17 protein-coding genes are annotated in these 19,905 nt (G+C 75.7%); all 17 read left to right on the top strand.

What is annotated here, in order from left to right; genetic code table 11:
- Positions 1-23: 23 nt before the first annotated feature.
- The 17 genes from ACFWPT_RS22875 to ACFWPT_RS22795 all read left to right on the top strand — a co-directional run bounded on the left by ACFWPT_RS22875 (position 24) and on the right by ACFWPT_RS22795 (position 19,890).
- Positions 24-464, top strand: coding sequence for a phage tail protein (locus ACFWPT_RS22875; protein ID WP_063346012.1), 441 nt, complete (start codon positions 24-26; stop codon positions 462-464).
- Complete coding sequence (locus tag ACFWPT_RS22870) at positions 461-955, top strand: hypothetical protein (protein ID WP_063346011.1); 495 nt, start codon at positions 461-463, stop codon at positions 953-955. Before ACFWPT_RS22875 ends, ACFWPT_RS22870 begins: the two co-directional genes overlap by 4 nt.
- The gene (locus tag ACFWPT_RS22865) at positions 952-1,110 is read left to right on the top strand and encodes a DUF6760 family protein (RefSeq protein ID WP_347878560.1); all 159 of its coding nucleotides are present in this window, start codon (positions 952-954) and stop codon (positions 1,108-1,110) included. The genes ACFWPT_RS22870 and ACFWPT_RS22865 overlap by 4 nt, the downstream gene beginning before the upstream one ends.
- Positions 1,111-4,312: 3,202 nt before the next feature.
- Positions 4,313-4,897 carry a hypothetical protein gene (locus ACFWPT_RS22860; protein ID WP_380483803.1) on the top strand — a complete coding sequence of 195 codons (585 nt, stop codon included), beginning with the start codon at positions 4,313-4,315 and terminating at the stop codon, positions 4,895-4,897.
- 67 nt (positions 4,898-4,964) lie between these two features.
- On the top strand, positions 4,965-5,393 hold the full coding sequence (locus ACFWPT_RS22855; RefSeq protein WP_063346010.1) for a phage tail protein: 429 nt from the start codon (positions 4,965-4,967) through the stop codon (positions 5,391-5,393).
- Positions 5,394-5,451: 58 nt separating this feature from the next.
- Positions 5,452-6,171, top strand: coding sequence for a LysM peptidoglycan-binding domain-containing protein (locus ACFWPT_RS22850; protein WP_063346009.1), 720 nt, complete (start codon positions 5,452-5,454; stop codon positions 6,169-6,171).
- Positions 6,168-7,949 (top strand): VgrG-related protein, encoded by a 1,782-nt coding sequence (locus ACFWPT_RS22845; protein ID WP_380371025.1) that lies wholly within the window; start codon positions 6,168-6,170, stop codon positions 7,947-7,949. Before ACFWPT_RS22850 ends, ACFWPT_RS22845 begins: the two co-directional genes overlap by 4 nt.
- Positions 7,950-8,024: 75 nt before the next feature.
- Complete coding sequence (locus ACFWPT_RS22840; protein WP_063346007.1) at positions 8,025-8,336, top strand: PAAR domain-containing protein; 312 nt, start codon at positions 8,025-8,027, stop codon at positions 8,334-8,336.
- Positions 8,333-8,788, top strand: a complete 456-nt coding sequence (locus ACFWPT_RS22835) for a GPW/gp25 family protein (protein ID WP_380483801.1) — start codon at positions 8,333-8,335, stop codon at positions 8,786-8,788. The genes ACFWPT_RS22840 and ACFWPT_RS22835 overlap by 4 nt, the downstream gene beginning before the upstream one ends.
- Positions 8,788-10,749 carry a putative baseplate assembly protein gene (locus tag ACFWPT_RS22830; RefSeq protein ID WP_380483799.1) on the top strand — a complete coding sequence of 654 codons (1,962 nt, stop codon included), beginning with the start codon at positions 8,788-8,790 and terminating at the stop codon, positions 10,747-10,749. The genes ACFWPT_RS22835 and ACFWPT_RS22830 overlap by 1 nt, the downstream gene beginning before the upstream one ends.
- Complete coding sequence (locus tag ACFWPT_RS22825) at positions 10,746-11,363, top strand: phage tail protein (protein WP_380429348.1); 618 nt, start codon at positions 10,746-10,748, stop codon at positions 11,361-11,363. The genes ACFWPT_RS22830 and ACFWPT_RS22825 overlap by 4 nt, the downstream gene beginning before the upstream one ends.
- Positions 11,364-11,366: 3 nt before the next feature.
- Complete coding sequence (locus tag ACFWPT_RS22820; protein WP_380483796.1) at positions 11,367-12,539, top strand: NADase-type glycan-binding domain-containing protein; 1,173 nt, start codon at positions 11,367-11,369, stop codon at positions 12,537-12,539.
- A gap of 82 nt (positions 12,540-12,621) precedes the next feature.
- Positions 12,622-13,668, top strand: a complete 1,047-nt coding sequence (locus ACFWPT_RS22815) for a TIGR03617 family F420-dependent LLM class oxidoreductase (protein WP_363373142.1) — start codon at positions 12,622-12,624, stop codon at positions 13,666-13,668.
- Between the two features lie 286 nt (positions 13,669-13,954).
- Entirely contained in the window at positions 13,955-14,314 is a 360-nt protein-coding gene (locus ACFWPT_RS22810) for a hypothetical protein (protein WP_380377694.1), read from the top strand.
- Positions 14,311-16,125: a GMC family oxidoreductase gene (locus ACFWPT_RS22805; RefSeq protein WP_380483794.1), complete on the top strand. Its 1,815-nt coding sequence runs from the start codon at positions 14,311-14,313 to the stop codon at positions 16,123-16,125. The genes ACFWPT_RS22810 and ACFWPT_RS22805 overlap by 4 nt, the downstream gene beginning before the upstream one ends.
- Entirely contained in the window at positions 16,122-16,964 is an 843-nt protein-coding gene (locus ACFWPT_RS22800) for a hypothetical protein (protein WP_063345999.1), read from the top strand. Before ACFWPT_RS22805 ends, ACFWPT_RS22800 begins: the two co-directional genes overlap by 4 nt.
- 163 nt (positions 16,965-17,127) lie before the next feature.
- Positions 17,128-19,890, top strand: coding sequence for a BTAD domain-containing putative transcriptional regulator (locus ACFWPT_RS22795; protein WP_380483792.1), 2,763 nt, complete (start codon positions 17,128-17,130; stop codon positions 19,888-19,890).
- Positions 19,891-19,905: the final 15 nt, after the last annotated feature.

Raw genomic sequence — 19,905 nt, 5'->3', positions numbered from 1 at the left:
AGACCGGAAGGTGACAGGAAGTCATGGCTGAAGGCGATCCGCTCTCCACACACATATTCGGCGTCCAACTCGGCGGCTACAACGTCGAGTCGGTCAAGGAGATCAGCAACCTGACCGTCGACCAGGACGTCGTCGAGTACAAGCAGGTGACCCAGCAGGGCAAGCTGATCGTCCGCAAACAGCCCGGCGCGCGGCTCCCGGGCGAGGTGACGATCACCCGCGGGCTCGACAAGAGCGGGGCGTTCACCAAGTGGATCAACGAGACCCTCAACAACGGCGCGATCAACACCGCGCGCCAGAACCTCACCATCGAGGTCAAGGACACCACCGGCGCCACGCTCCGGCGGATCCAGCTGATGAACGCCTGGGCCAGCCGGTGGGAGGGCCCCACCCTCACCGCCGGTGAGTCCAGCGCCGCGACCGAGACGGTGACCATCGTGTTCGAGGAGATCACCGTCGAATGAGACGACGGATCAGCCTCGACGAACTCCTGGAGCAGGCTCCGGCAGCCGCCCCCGCTCCCGCCGCGGCCCCGGCCCCGCAGGCCGCCGCGCCGCAGCGGGGGCGGGGCCCCCAGGGGCACGGACTGCACACGGAGTTCGAGTTCGAGCTCCCGCGCGGATACCTGGACGACGAGGGCACCCTGCACCGGCACGGCGCCATGCGCCTGGCCACCGCGCGGGACGAACTCATGCCCCAGATCGACCTGCGGGTCAAGGAGAACCCGGCGTACCTGAGCGTCGTGCTGCTCAGCCACGTGATCACCCGGCTCGGCACCGTCACCGACGTGCACGCCGGCGTTGTCGAGCAGATGTACGCCACCGACGTCGCGTTCCTCCAGGACTTCTACCAGCGGATCAACAGCGAGGGCCACACCCGCGCCGCGGTGACCTGCCCGCACTGCGACGGCGCCTTCGAAGTCGACCTCGCTGGTGGGCGCCTGGGGGAATGGTGACGTACGCGACCACCCGGCTGTACGAGGAGGTCGCGTACATCGCCTACCACTTCCACTGGCAGCGGGAGGACATCCTCGACCTGTCCCACCAGGAACGCCGCGCGTGGGTGCGGGAGATCGCGCGGATCAACACCCGCGTCAACGAAGGCGGGTGAGCGCGGGATGGGGATTCGGGACCGGCTCGGGCGCCGGAAGGCCGGCGGTCCGGGCGAGGCGGGCGTTTCGGGTGCCCCGGGTACCTCGGGTGCTGCGGGCGGCGCGGGTGACGCGGCTCCCGCGCCCCGGGCCGACGCGCCCGCCCCGGACGGTGGTTGGCGCGCGGTCGCGCCCCTGACCCCGACCCTCGCGGGGGCGGCGGGCGGGGTCAGCGACGGCCTGCGGTTCCGGTCCCGGCTCGCCTCCTGGCAGAACCCCTCGCTGACCGGCGCACTCGGACACGCGGTCCTGCCGTCCGCCCCGGCGGGCATCCTGCGGGCGGTGGCACGGCCCCTCGGCCCGGCGGGCTCCGCCGGGGCGGACGGGCCCGTGCTGCCGTACGCCGCACCGGCGGTGGCGCCGTCGGAGGCTGCGGATCCGGCCTCGGCTGCGGCTTCGGTGGGGGACGGGCCGGGTGCGACGGGCGGGCTCGGTCGGGTGCGGCAGGTGCAGAGGTCCGGCGCCGTGGTGCGCCGGCTCCCCGTACGGGCAGTGGCCGCCGAGGGCGGTGTCGCTCCGGCTGCCCCCGCGCCCGCCCCCACCCCTGCTCACGGTTCCGAGGTGCCGCTTGCCGGGCAGGCCGGGCCTGACCGGCCGGTCCCGTCGCGCCGCGTCGGGAAGCCGCTGACCGCTGCACCCCGCCCCCGGTCGCTGCCGACGCGCGCGGTGGCCGTGATCCCGCCCCGGGCGGTGCAGCGTGCCGCGAGCGCGACGACGGTGGAACGATCCGCTGCCGTCGCGCCGATGGAGCCTGCTGACGGCGCGAAGCCGGTAGAGCCTGCCGAGGGTGTGGCACTGGTGGAACGGCCCGCGAGCGCGACGACGGTGGAGCAGTCCGCCGACGTTGCTCCGCCCGTCGCGGAGCCGGGTGCCATTGCGCGGCCGTCCGAGACCTCCGAGCCGGACCCGGTGCGGCCGACCGGTGCCCCGACCCCGAGCACTGGCAATGCCGTTCAGCGCGCCGCGAGGGGAGGCGCCGCACCGGGCCGGCCCGTGCTCGGTGCCCCGCTGACCTCGCTGCCCGCCAGCGCCTCGCCACGGCTCAACGCCGACGGCGCGTCAGGCCTGGGGCCCGTGCCCGGTCCCGGGGCCGGGCACGGGCCGATGCCGATCGTCTCCCCGCCCGCGCAGCCGACTGCTCCGACGGGGAGCGGGTCGGACGGCTCGGAACCGTCGGCACCGGGCAACCCGGCGCGCTCGGCTCGCCCTGCCCGCCCCGAGCCCGGACGGCGCGGGGACGCCCCCGTACAGCGCGCCGTCCAGACCGGCGGCAGTCCGACCTCCGCGCAGCGCGCCGCCCAGCCGCGCACCGAACAGGCGCGTACCGAACAGGCGCGCCCCGAATCGTCCAACGCCCGCACGCACGGCGGCCTGGGTGCGCCGCTGACCGCGCTGCCGCCGACGGCGGGCGCGGCACCCGGAGCACGGGCCGCCGGTACGGCCGACGGCCGGCGCGGCCCCGTCCGGCGGACCACGGCCCCGGGCCACGGCGCCCCCGCGACTCCCGACACCCCAGCGACTCCCGCCACCCCCGCCACTTCCGCACCGCCGCAGTCGGCCGGCCGAAGCACGGCGGCCCCGAGCCCGGAACACGCTCCTCGTGCCACAGACACGGCCGCCGCCGCGCCGGGCGCCACGGCAGTCCAGCGTGCGGCTGCGCCCGGCACGCGAAGCGCTGACACGAGCGGGCAGGGCGGCTCCACCGAGCCCGGCCCCGCGGCCGGGCCGCAGTCTCCCCCTGGGACGGCACCGCAGGACGCGGCCCGCCGGGCCCGGCGCAGCGGTGGTAGCAGTGGTACCGCTGGCGCCCGGGACGTGCGGCCGACCGCTTCGCCGGGCGAGCCCGGCCCGCTGGTCGTGGCCCGCTCGCCGATCGGCGGCACCGCCGCACGTCCGGCGGCCGGGCCGGGCCACCGCACGCTCGGCCTGCTCGGCGAGCGCCGCATGGCGTCCACGCTCGCCGCACCGGCGACGGCGCCCGCACCGGTGTCCGGCCGAGCGCCGGCGCCCGCGCCCGCCCCGCCCGTCGTCAGGGCCGCCTGGCCGCAGGAGCCGCCCGCGCGCACCCAGGTGCCGCCGGTCCTCCCGGAGCCGGCGGCACCCGCGAGCTGGCGGCACCGGGCCGCCGCCGTCCTGCGCCTGCCCCGACGGGCACAGGCGAGCCGACCCGACGCTGCGCGCCCGGCGTCCCCGGAATCCCCGTCGGACCCGGAAGGGACCGGCCCGGCGGTGCCGGGTGCGCGGGGTGCCGTGCTGGCGCGTGCGGGTGCGCGGGGATCGGCGTCCGGCAGCTCTGCGGACTCTGCCGGCTCGGGCGCGGTGGGGCGTTCTGCTGCCGTGAGGCGTCCGAGCGTGCAGCGTTCGGTGGCCGGCGGCGCCGGCCCGGTGAAGGCGGACGCGCGCTCGTCGGCGTCGGCCGGCTCGGCGGCGCAGGGGCCGCGGCTGTCAGGGCGCGGTGGTGCCCCCTCGGGGCGGGCAGGTGTGCGGGGTCCGGCGACTGGTGGTTCCGGTCCGGTGGCTGCCGGCCCCGGTACTGGCCCGATGGAGGCGGATGCGCGCCGGTCGGAGCGCGGCGCTCTTCCTGCGGGGCGGGCGGGTGTGCAGCGTTCGACGACGGCCGGGGGATCTCGCCCGGAGGCGCCGGACGGGCAGCCCGTAGCGCCCGCCATCGCCCCGGCCGGGCGGGTGCGGCGCGGGGAGACTCCCGTGCCGCCGGTGGCTGTGGAGCGTGGCGGCCGTGGTCCGGCGGTGCAGCGGTCGGTCTCCGGCGGTCCGAGCTCTGTCGAGCCGGGTGTCCGGTCGGCGGAGCCGCGAGGTGCTGCGGTGCCTGTCGTGGTTCCCGCCGGTCGGGTGCGGCGCGGGGAGCGTCCAGCACCCCCGGTCGTCGTGGCCGATGCCGGCCCGGCGGCTGTGGGCGCCTCCCGTGCCGGGCGCGCTGCGAGCGTGCAGCGCTCGGTGTCTGCGGGCCCTGCCGCTGCCGCTGCTGCCGGCTCTGCCCTCGCCCCCGGCCCGGTCGAGCCGACCGTGCGACCGGTGTTCTCCGCCGATGCGTCGACGCCTGCCGCAGCCCCCGCCGTCCCCGCCGTCCCCGCCGCTCGCGGGGGGCGTCCTGCGTCCGCGTCCGTTGCCCCCTCCGGTGGCCGTGTTCCGAGCGTGCCGTTGGTGCGACTCACCCCGCCGAGCGCCCCGCCGAGCGCCTCGGCGTCCCCGGCGGTCCCCGCGATGGTCCAGCGGCTGCCGGTCGCCGGACCCGCCGGCCCTCCCGTCCCCGCGTCCGCGGCGCCGCCGCTGCCGGGCGGTGGCGCCTGGGCGCCGGGCGTCGCGGGGGGCGGCTTCGGCGGACCGGGGGCGGGTGGGGAGTCGGCGCTGCGCACCGGGTCGTGGTCGTGGACCGCGCCGTCCCGGGACGGCGCGGGCTCGTCCTCAGGGCCGTCCGGGCCGGCGCGGCCTTCGACGGATACCGCCCGGGTGCTGCAACGGGTGGCGGAGCAGGCGGGGTTGCACGGGGTGCCGTTGACCGCCGTACCGGCCCGCACTCCGGTGACCGTCCAGACCACCGCCTCGTCCCCGCCGCCGACCGCGGCCCCGCCCGCTCAGCCGGGCGGCGGATCGTCGACCGGGCCCACGTCGGGGGCCGACCTCGACGAACTGGCCCGGCGCCTGATCGAGCCCGTCGGACGGCTGCTGCGCGCGGAGTTGCGCAGGGGGAGGGAGCGCGCCGGGCGGCCGTACGACGGCCGTCGCTGAGCGCTCGGGGCGCGGCGGGCAGACGGGCAGTGGCAGGTGGCAGGCGGGCAGGGCGACGGAGGCAGGAATGACCGACAACATCTTCGCGACGAGCGTGTTCTTCAAGCTCACGATCGGCGGCAATGATCTGGGCGAGTTCACGACGTGCTCGGGGCTGGGCGCCGAGGTCGAGATCCACCAGTACGCCGAGGGCGGTAACAACGGCTTCTCCTGGCAGTTGCCGGGCCGGATCACCTGGTCGAACATCACGCTCACCCGCGCGGTCACCGCGGACACCGTCAAGATCGCCCGCTGGCTGGACGAGACCGTGCGGCGGGTCCAGCCCAAGAACGGTGAAATCGTGGCCCTGCGGCCAGACTTGAGCCCCATCGTCAGCTGGCAGGTGCTCGGCATCGTGCCCGTCCGCTGGCAGGGCCCGTCGTTCGACCCGGCGAACTCGCAGGCGGCGATGGAGTCCCTGGAGATCGCCCACGCCGGGCTGCGCCCGTCATCGTGACGGCGCGCCGCACCCGGCGCAGGCCATCCATCGGACGACGAACGGAAGGAGGTGCGGGATGTCAGACGTCCCCGCGAGTGTCACCCGGGCCCAACTGGCCATCATGGAGCCGCCGGCGACGGTCGGCGCCCAGCCCGGCGGGGTGATCGCGCGGCTCCCGCTTCAGTTCAACCCGTCGAGCCTGGTGCTGCGGAAGTCCTCGGAGTGGCGCCGCACCCCGTCCCGGATGGCCGCCGAGTCCGCGCTGCCCGAGTTCGTCGGCAGCGGGCCCCGCTCGCTGTCCATGGAGGTGTTCCTCGATGCGACGGCGACCCATGACGACTCCGTGGAAAAGGCGGTGGAGCAGCTGATGACGGCCTGTGTGCCGACCCCGGCCAGCCTGGCGCGCAAGAAGCCGGCGAGCCCGTGGATCCGGCTGGACTGGGGCACGTCGTCGACGACGTCGTTCAACGGCGTGCTGACCGGCCTTCAGGTCACCTACTCGCTGTTCGACGTCGACGGCAAGCCGCTGCGGGCCACCTGCTCGTTCACCATCGACGAGGCCAGTGTCGACACGCCGGGCCAGAACCCGACCTCCGGCTCGATGGAGGCGCGCAGCACCCACCGGGTGATCGCGGGCGACAGCCTGCCGCTGCTCGCCTGGCGCGAGTACGGCGACGCGACGGCCTGGCGCACCATCGCCGAGGCCAACGACATCGACGACCCGATGGTGCTCGTCCCCGGGGTGGAACTGATCGTGCCGGGGATCGACGAGCCCACCCGAGGAGGGCGGTCATGACCACTCCCGAGGCACGCGGCGGCCGCTCCTTCGCCGCGGATCCGATCGTCGAGGCGCCCGGCCCGCTGCCGCCGGTCTGGGCGGCCCAGCTGGTCTCCTGCGACATCGAGGAGAGCACGGGCCTGCCCGACACGGCCGTGCTGATGTTCCGCGACGCGGACCACACCTTCCTCTCCGCGACCGGGGTCACCATCGGCACCCGGCTGCGGGTCTCCGTGATGACGGTGCAGGGCAACGCGCAGGTGCGGCTGTTCACCGGCGAGGTGACGGCGCTGGAGCTGGACGTGGACACCACCGGCTCGTTCACCGTGGTGCGGGCGTCCGCCATCACCCACCGGCTGATGCGCGGGCGCCGGGTGAAGGCGTTCCGCAACATGTCGACGGCGGACATCGTCCGTCAGGTCGCCGCGGGCGCCGGGCTCGGCTGCGGCCGGGTCGACGCGTTCCCCGTCGTCCACGAGCAGCTGTCGCAGGCCAACGTCTCGGACTGGGAGTTCCTCCAGTACCTGGCGCAGGAGAGCGGTGCGCAGGTGCGGGCGGACGACGAGGGGCTGCTGGAGTTCGTCAAGCCCGAGCAGGCCTCCTCGGCCCCGGCCCCCTCGACGCCCGCTCCGCAGAATCCGCTGGTCCTGGAGTACGGCCGCAACCTGCTGGAGCTGCGCGGCGTGCTGACGGGCGGCGGCGGGGCGGACACCGTCGAGGTGCGCGGCTGGAACGTCCTCACCAAGAAGGCCCTGGTCGCCACGGAGCCGTCGGTGGCCAGCGAGACGGTGCGGCCCGGGATGAGCCCGTCGACGGCGGCCGCCGCCTTCGCCGGGCAGGCGCGGATGACCGTCACCGACACCCCGTACCGCACGCAGGCGGAGACGGCGGCCGCGGCCGGGTCGGTCGCCGCCTCGGTGGCCGCCGGGTTCGGCGAGCTGGAGGTGGTCGTCGAGGGCAATCCGAAGCTGCGGGCGGGCGTTCCGGTCGCCCTGGGCAACGTCGGCGCCGCCTTCTCGGGCCGCTACACGGCCACCGCGGTGCGCCACCTGCTGGAGCCCTTCCGCGGCTACCGGACGACCGTCGTGGTCAGCGCGGCGCCGGACCGCTCCCTCGCGGGGCTCGTCGCCGGGAGCGGCGCGGTGCCGCGCGGGCCCCGGATGCCCGGCCTCGCCGTCGCCGTGGTCACCGACGTCCGGGAGCCGGGGGGCGCGCAACGCGGCTGGGTGCGGCTGAAGTTCCCGTGGCTGGACGACACCTACGTCTCCGACTGGGTGCGCACCGTCCAGTGGGGCGGGCAGGGCGGCGGCGGGGTGTTCAGCCCCGAGGTGAACGACGAGGTGCTGGTCGGCTTCGAGCAGGGCAGCCTGGACAGCCCGTACGTGCTGGGCGGCCTCTACAACGGCGTCGACAAACCCTCGCCGCACGAGGTGCCGCTGGTCGACCCGGCCGGCGGGAAGGTCAACCGCCGCTCGCTGGTCTCCCGTTCGGGCCACCGCCTGGAACTGCTGGACGTGCCGGGCGGCCAGTCCGGCGTCCGGCTGGCCAGCGGGGACCGGAAGCTGGAGGTGCGGCTGGACGAGCAGCGCGGCGAGATCGTCCTGACCGTCTTCGGCGCGGCCGGTGCGGCGGCGGCGAGTTCGGTGCGGCTGTCCTCCACCGGCATCACCATCGACGCCGGCGCCGGGGCGGTGAACCTGCGCGGGGGATCGGTGAACGTCACCGGCCGTACGGGGGTCACCGTGGACGGCGGCGCGCTGGCTGTGCTCAAGGCGGCCCTCGTGCGCATCAACTGAATCGCCGTCAGCTGAATTACCGTCAGTTCGGCCCGAACCCTCCGGCCCCTCGAACCACCCGATTGGAGAACGCAGATGCCCCCCGCAGCCCGGATGGGTGACACCACCAGCGACGGCGGTGCCATCACCACCCCGCCACCAGGCGCCCTCGCGGCGGCGACCGTGCTGATCGGCGGCCGCCCGGCCGCCGTCACCGGCAGCCTGCACGTGTGCGTGCCGCACGTGGAACTCGGGCCCGGCAACGTCGTCATGCCCAGCCCCAAGGCGGCGGCCGGGGGCCTGGTCCTGATCGGGGGGCTGCCCGCGGCGCGGATGGGCGACCAGACGGCCTGCGGCGCGAAGATCGTCACCGGCGCCCTCAACGTGCTGATCGGGGGCGTCGCGTGAGCGGCTTCATCGGGCGAGGCTGGGCCTTCCCGCTGCGGGTGAACGCCACCGGCGGCATCGGCATGGTGGACCGGGACCGGGAGATCGAGGAGGCCATCCGGCTGATCCTCGGCACCGCCCCCGGGGAGCGGCCGATGCGCCCGGAGTTCGGCTGCGGCATCCACGAGTACGTGTTCGCGCCGAGCGACGGCGGCACGGCGGGCCGGATCGCGCGCGAGGTGCGCACCGCGCTGGAACGCTGGGAGCCGCGGATCGAGGTGGACGACGTCGTGATCGCCTTCGACACCGTCGACGACGGCACGCTCTACATCGACGTCCACTACACCGTGCGGTCCACCAACGACCGCCGCAACCTGGTCTTTCCCTTCTACACCATCCCGAGCTCGCCGGACGCCCCGGACGCCCCGGACGTCCCGGGTGCCCTGGGCGCCGTGACCGGGGGAGTGAGCTGATGGCGCTGCCCTCCCCGAACCTGGACGACCGCCGGTTCCAGCAACTCGTCGACGAGGCCAAGCGGTTCGTCCAGCAGCGGGCCCCGGAGTGGACCGACCACAACGTGTCCGACCCCGGGGTCACCCTGATCGAGACCTTCGCGTACATGGTGGACCAGCTGCTCTACCGGCTGAACCGGGTGCCGGAGAAGAACTACTCGGCCTTCCTCGACCTGCTGGGCGTCCGGCTCTTCCCGCCGGCCGCGGCGACCGCCGAGGTCGACTTCTGGCTGTCGGCCCCGCAGCCCGAGACGGTGCTGCTGCGGGCGGGCACCGAGGTGTCCACGCTGCGGACCGAGACCGAGGAGGCGGTGGTGTTCTCCACCGCCGAGGACCTGCCCGTCGTCCCCAGCTCCCTCGACCGGCTGGTCACCGTCTCCGCCGCGGGGGAGCAGACCGACGCCACGGCGCGGCTGGCCGACGGCGTGGACGTGCCGTGCTTCCAGCCGCACCCCCAGGTCGGGGACGCCATGCTGTTCGCGCTGCCCGCCGTCGTGCCGCGCTGCATCCTCGTCGTCCGGCTGGACAGCCGGGTCGAGGGCGTCGGCGTCGACCCGCGCCAGCCCCCGCTGGCGTGGGAGGTGTGGGACGGCGCGCGGTGGATCGCCTGCGAGACCGGCTCCGACACCACCGGCGGCCTCAACCGGCCCGGCGAGGTGGTGGTGTTCGTGCCCGCCGGGCAGGTCGCCTCGGTGGTCGCCGGGCGCCGGGCGGGCTGGCTGCGCTGCCGGGTGTCCGCGCCGGAGCCGGGCCAGCCGTTCTACGCGGAGTCCCCGACGATCCGCCGCGCGGAGGTGTTCACGGTCGGCGGCACCGCGACCGTCGTGCACGCCCAGACCGTGACCGACGCGCCGCTCGGCACCTCGGAGGGCGTCGCGGGCCAGCGCTTCCGGCTCGCCAGGCCGCCCGTCCTGCTCGACGGCGGGCCCCCGGTGGTCGAGGTCGCGGCCGGCGACGGCTGGGAGCGGTGGACGGCCGTCGAACACTTCGGCGACTCGGCGCCGACCGACCGGCACGTGGTGATCGACGCGACCACGGGCGAGTTCGCGTTCCCGCCCGCCGTCCGGGAACCCGACGGCGGCCTGCACGCCTTCGGCGCGGTGCCGCCCAAGGGCGCGCACCTGCGGGTACCGCACTACCGCACGGGCGGCGGCACCGCCGGGAACGTCGCCCGGGCGACGATCACGGTGCTGCGCAGCTCCGTCCCGTACGTGGCCAGGGTCGACAACCGCGAGGCGGCCAGGGGCGGGGTCGACGGCGAGACGGTGGAGAACGCCAAGGTGCGCGCCCCCCACCTGCTGCGGCTCCAGGAACGGGCCGTCACCGCCGGGGACTTCGAGCTGATCGCCCGGCAGGCCGCCCCCTCGGCGGCCCGGGTGCGCTGCGCGCCGGCCGTCGCCGGGGAGGCGGGCGCGGTGCGGGTGCTGGTGGTCCCCGACGCGGTCGCGGACGAGGGCGACCGCCTGCGGTTCGAGCAGCTGATCCCCGGCGAGCAGGTGCTGTCGGCCATCGCGTCGGCCCTGGACGAGCGGCGGCTCGTCGGCACCCGGCTCGTCGTCCAACCGCCCGACTACCAGGGGGTGACGGTGGTCGCCCGGCTCGCGACCCGCTCCCCGGACGGCGACCGGGTCCGGGAGGCGGCGCTCGCGGCCCTGTTCCGGCACCTCAACCCGCTGCGCGGCGGCGCCGACGGAAGTGGCTGGCCGTTCGGCCGGGCCGTGCAGTACGGGGAGGTGTTCGCGGTGCTCCAGCAGGTGGCCGGGGTCACGGCGGTCGAGGAACTGCGGCTCTTCCCGGCGGATCCGATCACCGGGCGCCGGGGCGCGCCAGCCGAACGGGTCGACGTCGCCCCGGACGCGCTGGTCTTCTCGCACCAGCACCAGGTCGTGGTCGCCGCGCTCCCGGCGGACGGTCAGCGATGAGCAGAGCGGCCGTCCCCGGGCTGCCCAGCCCGCATCCGATCGGTGAACTCCTGCCCGCGCTCTACGCCGAGGACGACTTCGCCCAGCGGTTCACCGCAGGCCTGGACACCGTCCTCGCCCCGGTCTTCGCCACCCTGGACAACCTGCCCGCCTACTTCCAACCGCGCCTGGCCCCGGCCGACTTCGTCGAGTGGCTGGCGGACTGGGTCGCCGTCGAGACCGACCCGGCCTGGCCGGAGGAGGTCCGCCGGGCCGTGGTCGGCCGCGCGGTCGAACTGCACCGGTGGCGGGGCACCCGGCGCGGGCTCCGGGAACGGCTGCGGCTGATCCTCGGCGTCGGCGCGCAGATCGTGGACGGCGGCGGCGTGGCCTGGTCCACCACCGCGGGCGCGGAGTTGCCGCCCGCGCCCTCCGGGGAACTGCTGGTACGGGTCTGGCCCGAGCGCACCCCGGCGGTGGACGAGGAGCAGGTGCTGGCTGTCGTCCGGGCGTCCTGCCCGGTCCACCTGACCTGCCGGGTGGAGGTCCTGTCCGGGCCGCCTGGTCCGTCCGGTCCACCTGGTTCACCTGGTTCATCCGGTCCACTCGGTCCACTCGGTGCGGAAGAGAGCTGAGCAATGCGTACGTGTCCCGAGTGCGGAGTGGCCAACGAGGACGGGGACGACTTCTGCGGTAACTGCGGTGCCTACCTCGGCTGGTCGGGGGCGGCTGCCGCCACCTCCGCGGCTCCCGGCTCTGCCGCCACGCCGCCTGCTGCCGCCGCTCCGCCCGCCGCCGCCCCGCCTGCTGCCGCTGCTGCGCCCGCTGCTCCGCCCGCCGGCGCGGCGCGCGAGGAACCGCCCGTGCGGCCGTCCGCGGCGCCCGTCGAACCGCCTGCCGCCCGGCCCGCCGAGCCGGCGAGGCCGCCCGCCGCCGCGCCCGCTGCTACACCCGCACCCGCCTCCGAGGTGCCGCCGGTCCGCCCCGGTGCGGTGCCGCCGCAGCCCACGGCCGCCCGGCAGCCGGCGGCGGCGGACCCGGTGGCGGTGCAGCCCGCCAAGCCGGTCGCGCCCCGCCCGACCGTCCGCCCGGCCGCGGCCGACGAGGCCCAGGTCGGCCCACCCTGCCCCCGGTGCGGCACGCCCAACCGGCCCGACCGGAAGTTCTGCCGGCGGTGCGCGGAACCGCTGACCCCCACCGAACTCGTGGCGGCCCTGCCGTGGTGGCGCACCCGCTGGCCGTTCCGGCGCCGCGTGCGCATCGGCGGCTCCGGCCGCACCCTGCGCCGGATGATCGCGCTGCTCGTGCTGGCGGCGCTGGTGGTCGCGGGGGTGCTGTTCTACCCGGCGGGGCGGAACATCTACGAGGACGTGCTGGACAAGCTCCGCGACGCCTCGGCGATCTCCCCCACGGGGGCGGCGGCGAGCGCGGAGGTCGAGGGCCATCCCGCGAAGCTGACCGTCGACGGGCTGAGCAACACCTACTGGGGGGCGCCGAACGTCGGGGACTCGATCAGCTTCCCCTTCGCCCGCCCGTTCCGGCTGGTGGACGTCATCATCCACACCGGCTCCTCCACCGAGCCGCAGCAGTTCCAGCAGCAGGCCAGGCCCACCGCCCTGGACCTGCGGATGACGACCTCGGACGGCAAGGTGCACGAGCAGAAGGTGACGCTGAACGACAAGCCGGGCCCGCAGACGGTGCTGACCGGCGTCAGCGACGTCGTGAAGGTGACGATGGTCGTCCGCGCCGCCGCCGGGACGGGGCCCGGAATCCCCATCGCGCTGGCCGAGGTGGAGTTCTTCAAACGCTGAGGGCAGGCTGCGGAGGTGGGCCCGGGCGGCGGCGTGGGAGGCTACCCGGGTACCGCCGCAGCCCGCGCCCAGGAGCACCGCCATGCACCGACCCCCCGCCTTCCGTCTCGACGCCACCGCCTCCGGGCACCCGGCGGGGATCCTCGACGCCGCCGAGCGGGCCGAACGCCGGGGCATGGACCGCCTGGTGGTCGCCGAAACCGCGTACGACCCGTTCCTCCAGCTGGCCCGCGCCGCCGACCGGACCGAGCGGATCGAGCTGGCCACCGGCATCGCGGTGGCCTTCGCCCGCACCCCGATGACGCTCGCCTACCAGGCCTGGGGGCTGCACGCGGCCTCCGGCGGACGGGCCGTCATCGGGCTGGGCTCGCAGGTCAAGCCGCACATCGAGAAGCGTTTCGGGATGCCCTGGGACCGGCCGGCCGCGCGGATGCGCGAGTACGTGCACGCGGTGCGGGCGATCTGGCACAGCTGGCAGACCGGCGAACGGCTGCGCTTCCGGGGCGAGTTCTACACCCACACGATGATGACGCCGGTCTTCTCGCCCGACCCCGTCCCCGCCGGGGTGCCGAGGATCCTGTTGGCCGGCGTCGGGCCGCTGATGACCCGTACGGCCGGGGCGGTGGCCGACGGGTTCCTCAGTCACCCGTTCTCGTCGCCCGCCTACCTGGCCGAGCAGGTGCTGCCCGGTCTGACCGGGGCCCGGGCGCAGGCCGAGGCCGAGGGCGCCCCGTGGACGGCGCGGCCGTTCGAGGTCGCCGGCAGCGTGCTGACCGCCACCGGCCGGACGGAGGAGGAACTGGCGGCCAACCGGGCCGGGGTGCGGGAGCGGCTGGCGTTCTACGCCTCCACCCCGGCCTACCGTCCGGTGCTGGCCCAGCACGGGTGGGAGGGGCTCCAGGAGGAACTGCACACCCACTCGGTGCGCGGCCGCTGGGCGGAGATGGCCGCACTGATCGACGACGAGGTGTTCGACACCTTCGCGGTGTCCGGTCCGGTCGAGGACGTCGCCCGCGAGCTGACCCGCCGGTACGCGGGCCTCGTCGACCGGCTGTCCGTCAGCCTGCCGGAGGAGGCGGACCCGGAGCTGGGCCTCGACGTCCTGGCGGCCGTCCGCGCCCTCGGCTGACCCCCGCCGTACCCCTCGTCGGACCTCCGCCCGGCCCCGCCGGGCCTCTCGCCGTACCCTCGCCAGCCCCCGCTCCCCGACCGGAAACAGCCGCCGACCGAACGCGGTGGGCGGCCGATCGGGCAGGAGACGGCCAAGACCGGGCACATTCGGGCAACGGGTTCCCGGTGACGACGGCGGGCGGCAGGATCGCGCTGGCAGACCGTGACGGGCCGCCGACTTCACCCACCCAACGGTCTGTCATGTCTTGGCCACCGTCGACGACCGTGGGGGTGCCCGCTTGTCCGTGCCAGACGACCATCCTGCCGTTGACTGCCTCGCCGAGTTCGGGGCGTCCGACGACCTCGCCGACTTCGACGAGTTCCTGCGCGTCTGCGCCGAACTGACCGGCTTCGACGAGCCCGAGCTGCGCGCCACCGGCATGGCGCACGAGCACCACCGCACCGCCCTGGCCCACCGGGTCCGCGACGACCACGCCCTGGTCCACCTCTGGTACGTCGGCGCCTGGCCGGGCGAGACCCCCAGCTCCGCCCGCGCCTACGACCAGGGCCTGGCCTGGCGGACCTTCCGCGCCGACCCGCCCGGCGCCGCCGCCCCCGGCCACGGCAGCTGGGCCGAGGCACCCCGAGGGGGCGAGGAACGGTGACCGCCCGCTGGGACGTCGTCGTGGTCGGTGCCGGCTTCGCCGGAACGCTGGTCGCCCACCGCCTCGGCGTGCAGGGCCGGCGGGTCCTCGTCCTCGAAGCCGGCCGGGCCGCGCCCTCCGGGCCCGAGACCGCCGCCGCCTTCCGCGCGGCCGGCGGCGGCCCGCCCACCTCGCCCTACCCGCACCACCCCGACGCTCCGTCCCTCGACGTCACCGACCTCACCGGGCTCCCCGGCGGCGGCTTCACCGCCACCGGACACCTCCGGCAGGACGGCCCGCTGCCCTACGCCAGCGGCTACCTGCGCGCCAACGGCGGCACCGGACTGCTCTGGACCGGCCTCACCCCGCGCATGCACCCCGAGGACTTCCGCACCGGCGACCTCGGCCGAGGCCGCAACTGGCCGATCGGCTACCACGACCTGGAGCCGTACTACCGCGCCGCCGAACACGAACTCGGCGTCGCCGCCGACGCCGGGGAGCAGCGCCGCGCCGTCGGACTGCCGATCCCGGACGACTACGCCTTCCCCATGCGGGCCATCCCGGCCAGCCACCTCGACCGCCGGCTCGCCCACGCCCTCGACGGCCGGACCGTCCGCGACCCCGCCATGTCCGGCCCCGCCCGGCTCGCCGTCACCGGCACCCCGCACGCCCGCAACGGCCTGCCCACCCGGCCCGGCGACAGCTTCGGCCCGCCCTGCGCGGGCAGCGCCAGCTGCGTCCCGGTCTGCCCGACCGGCGCCAAGTACACGCCGCTGCGCACCCAGGCCCGCTGGGCGCCCTGCGTCGAACTGCGCACCGGGGCCGTGGTGGCCAGGGTGCTCGCCGACTCGGTGACCGGGCGCGCCACCGGGGTGGAGTACCTGGCCGGCGGCGCGGCCCACCGGGTGGACGCGGACCTGGTCGTCCTCGCCGCGCACGCCGTCGAGAACGCCCGGCTGCTGCTCCTGTCCGGCCTGGCCAACCGCAGCGACCAGGTGGGCCGCAACCTGATGGACCACCCGGCGCTGCTCACCTGGGGGCTCATGCCCGGCCAGGTCGGCCCCTACCGGGGGCCCGGCTCCACCAGCGGCCTGGAGGCCTTCCGCTTCGGCCCGGCCCGCGCCCGCCGGGCCCCGTTCCGGATCGAGATCGGCAACTGGGGCTGGTCCTGGGCCGGTGGCTCCCCCGAGGCCGAGACGGCCGCACTGCTGGCCGCCGGGCTGCGCGGCAAGGAGCTGCGGGCACGCCTCGGGGACCGGCTCGGCCGTCAGTTCTCGCTCCAGTTCGAGCTGGAGCAGCCCGCCGACCCGGCCAACCGGGTCACCCTCGACCCGGACCGGCGCGATCCGCTCGGCCTCCCCGGCCCGGCCGTCCGCTACGACCTCGACGAGTACGTCCGCGCGGGCATGGTCTCGGCCCGGGCCGTCTCCGACCAGCTGTTCGCCCTGCTCGGCGCCGAGGACCACACCGCCTACCCGGCCGGTCCGCAGTGGCCGGGCCGCCTCGAACACCTGGGAACCGCCTACGGGTACCGGGGCGCGGGCCACGCCGGCGGCACCCACGTCATGGGCGACTCGCCCGCCACCTCCGTCGTCGACCACTGGCAGCGCTGCTGGGACCACCCCAACCTGTACGCCGTCGGGTGCGGTTCGATGCCCTCGCTCGGCACCTCCAACCCCTCGCTCACCATGGCCGCCCTCGCCCTGCGCAGCGCCGACCGGATCCACCAGGACCTGCTGGACCTGCACCACCCGGTGTCCGTCGCCGGTACCCCTTCGTCCGTCGCTCCTTCGCCCGCCACCCGTTCGCCCGCCCTTCCGGAGACACCATGACCGGCCTGCCGCTCCCGCCCGTACCGGAGCCGTACCACCTGCCCTTCCACTACGGCGCGCTGCACAACATCGGCGTCGACTACCTGGTCGAGCCCGAGCGGGCGCGCGAACTGCTCGGCAAGCGCCACCCCGGCCTGACCGCCGCCGTGTTCGACGGCGGGGCCTGCGTGTCCCTCAACTACCAGCTGTACTTCGCCCAGTACCCGAACGGCGGTGGCATCACCGAGGAGCTGGAGATCAACCTGGTCGCCCACCCGGTGTTCGCCGGGGACCGCCTCCCGGTCCTCAACTACGGCCAGTACGCCCGGGGTTACGACCAGACCAAGCTGCTCGGCATCGCCCGCCTGCACGTCCTGTGCGACAACCCGCTCGCCATCGACGCCGGGCGCCGCCTGTACGCCGAGCCCAAGCACCCCGGCTGGTTCGAGACCGCGCTGCCCTCGCTCAACGCCCCCGCCGTGCGCGAGCGCTGGTCCGTCTCCTGCCGCCGGGCCACCCTCGGGGAGGACGGGCTGCGCCGCCACGACGAGCAACTCCTCGCCCTCGACGTGAACCTGATCGGCCTCACCGCCGAATCCGTCAACAACACCCCGATCACCGGCTACGGCACCGATGACGAGGGCAAGCTGCTCGCCGGCCCGCTCAACGTCTACCACCCCTACCGCTACTACGCCCTGGACGACCGCACCGCCGACCGTGTCCGGCTCGACCTCGGCAACCCCGCGGAGGAGTCCGCCCGCGACCTCGCCCACCTGATCGCCGACGCCCCGGCCGCCGGGGTCTGGACCTACCAGTCCCCGCCGGTCGCCGCCCACAACCGCGCCTACTACGTCCGGTGACGCCCATCAGTCGAGGGCGGGTTACGGTCAGGGTCGACACCACCTGAGTGGGCGGGCGGCGGACCGTGGACGCCGTTCTCGTGTGCACCCCTGACCGCTCCTCCGCAGCCGGGGGTGTGCGCGTGAGTGTCCACTGACAAGGGTAGCCTTACCCATTGCGCAGGTGATCGGCAGTGGGGAGGGACCCTTGTTGGAATTCCGGCTGCTCGGACCGGTGGAAGTCCGGTGCAACGGGCAGTTTGTCGAGATCGGGCCACCGAAACGCCGGACCTTGCTGGCGATGCTCCTCCTCGCCAACGACGCGCTGGTCACGAACGACCGCCTCACCGACGCCCTGTGGGGCGAGCAGCCGCCCAGACACGCCAAGACCGTGATCCAGGGGCACGTCTCCCAACTCCGCCGGCTGCTGCACCCCGTGGGCCCGGTCACCATCGCCACCGCCTGTGACGGCTACCTCCTCCAGGCGCCGTCCGGCCACATCGACGGCGAGCGGTTCCGCGCCGCCGTCGCCGAAGCGCGCACCGGCGACGGCGCACCGGCCGGGATCCCGGCGCTGCGCAAGGCCCTCGCGCTCTGGCGCGGCCCGGCGCTCGCCGGACTCTGCGGCACACCCCCGGTCGTCGCCGCAGCAGCGGAACTGGAGGAGGCGCGGCTCGGCGCGGTGGAGGAGCTCGGCCAGGCGCTGACCGCGGGCCGGCGCGCCGAAGAGGCCGTCGCGGTGCTGCGCGGCCCGGCGGACCGGCATCCGCTGCGCGAATCCCTGGTGGCGCTCCTGCTCGACGCCCTGCTGGCGACGAACCGGCAGGCCGAGGCCATCGAGCTCTACCACCGGACGGCCCGACTGCTCGGTGACGAACTGGGCGTCGACCCGGGCCCCGCGATGGTCGAGGCCTACGACCGGATCCTCAGCCCGCCACGCGCCGCACGCCGACGGGAGGACACGCACCGGCCCGGGGACCCCCACGGGCAGCAGGCCGCGCACCGCCAGGCCGACGCGCACCGCGGCGCGGGACATGCGGGACAGCCGGGCGCGAACGACCTGCGGCGACCGCTCCTGCTGCCCCGCCGACCGGCCGGCTTCACCGGGCGCAAGCGTGAACTCGCCGCCCTCGACGCGGCCGTGCGGCACACCGCACACGACTCGCCCATCTGCCTGGTCACCGGGCCGGCCGGGATCGGCAAGAGCGCGCTGGTGGCCCACTGGGCCCAACAGGCCGCGGCGGACTTCCCGGACGGCGTGCTCTTCGCCCGGCTCGGCGGCTTCATCGACACCGCCCCGATCGCCGACCCCGCCTTCGTCATCCGGGACTTCCTCGGCGCGCTCGGCATCCAGCCCGACGACATCCCGCAGAACACCGCCGCAGCCGAGGCGCTCTACCGCTCGCTGCTCCGCAACCGCCGCCTCCTGGTCATCCTCGACGACGCGCTGAGCTACGACCAGGTCCGCCCGCTGCTCCCCGGCGCCCACGGCTGCGCCACCGTCGTCACCAGCCGCAACCGGCTGGAGAGCCTGGTCGCCGGCGACTGCGCCCGCCCCCTGCTGCTGGACCGGCTCGGGCCGGGGGAGGGCGAGGCACTGTTCGCCCGCATCCTCGGCCCGGACCGGGTCGGAGCGGAACCGGGCGCCGCCGGGCGCCTGGTGCGGCTGTGCGACGGGCTGCCGCTGGCCCTGCGACTGGCGGCGGCCCGGCTGGCGGTGCGACCCGAGCGCTCGCTCGGCGACGCGGTCGAGGAACTCCGCGACGGGCAGCGGCGGATCTCCTTCCTCGCGGTGGACGGCATCGACTTCGCCTCCGTCCTGCGCGTCAGCGTGGACCACCTCCCGCCGGACGCGGTCGCCGTCCTCCGGCTGCTGGCCCACCACTTCGGCCCCGACATCGACGTGGCGGCGGTCGCCGCGCTGGCGGACGACAGCCCGGCCGGCAGCCGCGCGGTGCTGGAACGCCTCGTCGCCGCCAACCTGGTGGAGGAGCGGGGGCACGACCGCTACGCCCTGCACGGACTCATCCGGCTGTTCGCCCGCTCGCTCGGCCCCGCCCCCGGGGGCGACCGCCTCCTTCCGCTCCTCGACCACTACCTGTACGCCGCCCTGGCCGCCGCGAGCGCGGCGGTGGCGGGCAGCCAACCCTGCTGCCGGCTCCCGGAGGACTTCCGGACGCCGGTGTCGACGCCCGTCTTCGCCGACCGGGAGGAGGCCATGGCCTGGTACGCCAGGGAACGGCGCAACCTCGTCGCCGCCACCGCGGCGGCCGCCGCCGGCCGGCACCACCACCGGGCGTGGCGACTCGCCCTGCTGCTGTGGCCCCTGGTCGTCCAGCAGCCCGGAGCCGACTGGGAGGCTCCGCTCGGCCACGCCCTCGGCTCCGCCGTCGAACTGGCCGAGGCCGACGCGGAATCCCGCGTCAGGAGCCTGCTCGGCTGGGTCCTCGGGCAGAACGGCCGGTACGAGGAGGCCTTGCCGCACCTGCTGCGCGCACCCGACCTGGCCCGGCGCGCCGACGACACCGAGGGTGAGGCGATCGCCACCGCCAACCTGGCCCAGGCCCGGGAGGCACTCGGCGACACGAACCTGGCCGGCCTCGGCTACGAGCGGGCCGCACAGCTCGCCCGCAGGGCCGGCAGCCCGCAGACCGAGATGCTCACGACCTACTACCTGGCCCGGTACCACCTGCTGAACGAGCGCCCGGCGAAGGCGCTCACCCTCGCGCGGTGCGCGCTCGACCTCGCCCCGGAGGACCAGGTCGTGGCGCGCCGCGCGATGCTCCTGGACATCTGCGGGAGGGCCCTGTCCACCCTGGACCGCAACGGCGAGGCGTGGCACCACTTCGACCGCGCGGGCCGTCTCGCGGAACAGGACGGCTTCACCGCCGACGCCGCCGACTACTACGCGCGCGCCGCAGCGGTACGGACCTGCGGGAACGGGTAGCGGCTGCCGGCCGCG

The organism is Kitasatospora sp. NPDC058478 (genome assembly GCF_042720345.1).
Taxonomy (GTDB): domain Bacteria; phylum Actinomycetota; class Actinomycetes; order Streptomycetales; family Streptomycetaceae; genus Kitasatospora.
This window is presented reverse-complemented; position numbering and strand designations above follow the sequence as displayed.

Coding starts and splice junctions, on each gene's coding strand:
- ACFWPT_RS22875 (WP_063346012.1), top strand. CDS start 24: ATGGCTGAAGGCGATCCGCTCTCCACACACATATTCGGCGTCCAACTC.
- ACFWPT_RS22870 (WP_063346011.1), top strand. CDS start 461: ATGAGACGACGGATCAGCCTCGACGAACTCCTGGAGCAGGCTCCGGCA.
- ACFWPT_RS22855 (WP_063346010.1), top strand. CDS start 4,965: ATGACCGACAACATCTTCGCGACGAGCGTGTTCTTCAAGCTCACGATC.
- ACFWPT_RS22850 (WP_063346009.1), top strand. CDS start 5,452: ATGTCAGACGTCCCCGCGAGTGTCACCCGGGCCCAACTGGCCATCATG.
- ACFWPT_RS22845 (WP_380371025.1), top strand. CDS start 6,168: ATGACCACTCCCGAGGCACGCGGCGGCCGCTCCTTCGCCGCGGATCCG.
- ACFWPT_RS22840 (WP_063346007.1), top strand. CDS start 8,025: ATGCCCCCCGCAGCCCGGATGGGTGACACCACCAGCGACGGCGGTGCC.
- ACFWPT_RS22830 (WP_380483799.1), top strand. CDS start 8,788: ATGGCGCTGCCCTCCCCGAACCTGGACGACCGCCGGTTCCAGCAACTC.
- ACFWPT_RS22825 (WP_380429348.1), top strand. CDS start 10,746: ATGAGCAGAGCGGCCGTCCCCGGGCTGCCCAGCCCGCATCCGATCGGT.
- ACFWPT_RS22820 (WP_380483796.1), top strand. CDS start 11,367: ATGCGTACGTGTCCCGAGTGCGGAGTGGCCAACGAGGACGGGGACGAC.
- ACFWPT_RS22815 (WP_363373142.1), top strand. CDS start 12,622: ATGCACCGACCCCCCGCCTTCCGTCTCGACGCCACCGCCTCCGGGCAC.
- ACFWPT_RS22800 (WP_063345999.1), top strand. CDS start 16,122: ATGACCGGCCTGCCGCTCCCGCCCGTACCGGAGCCGTACCACCTGCCC.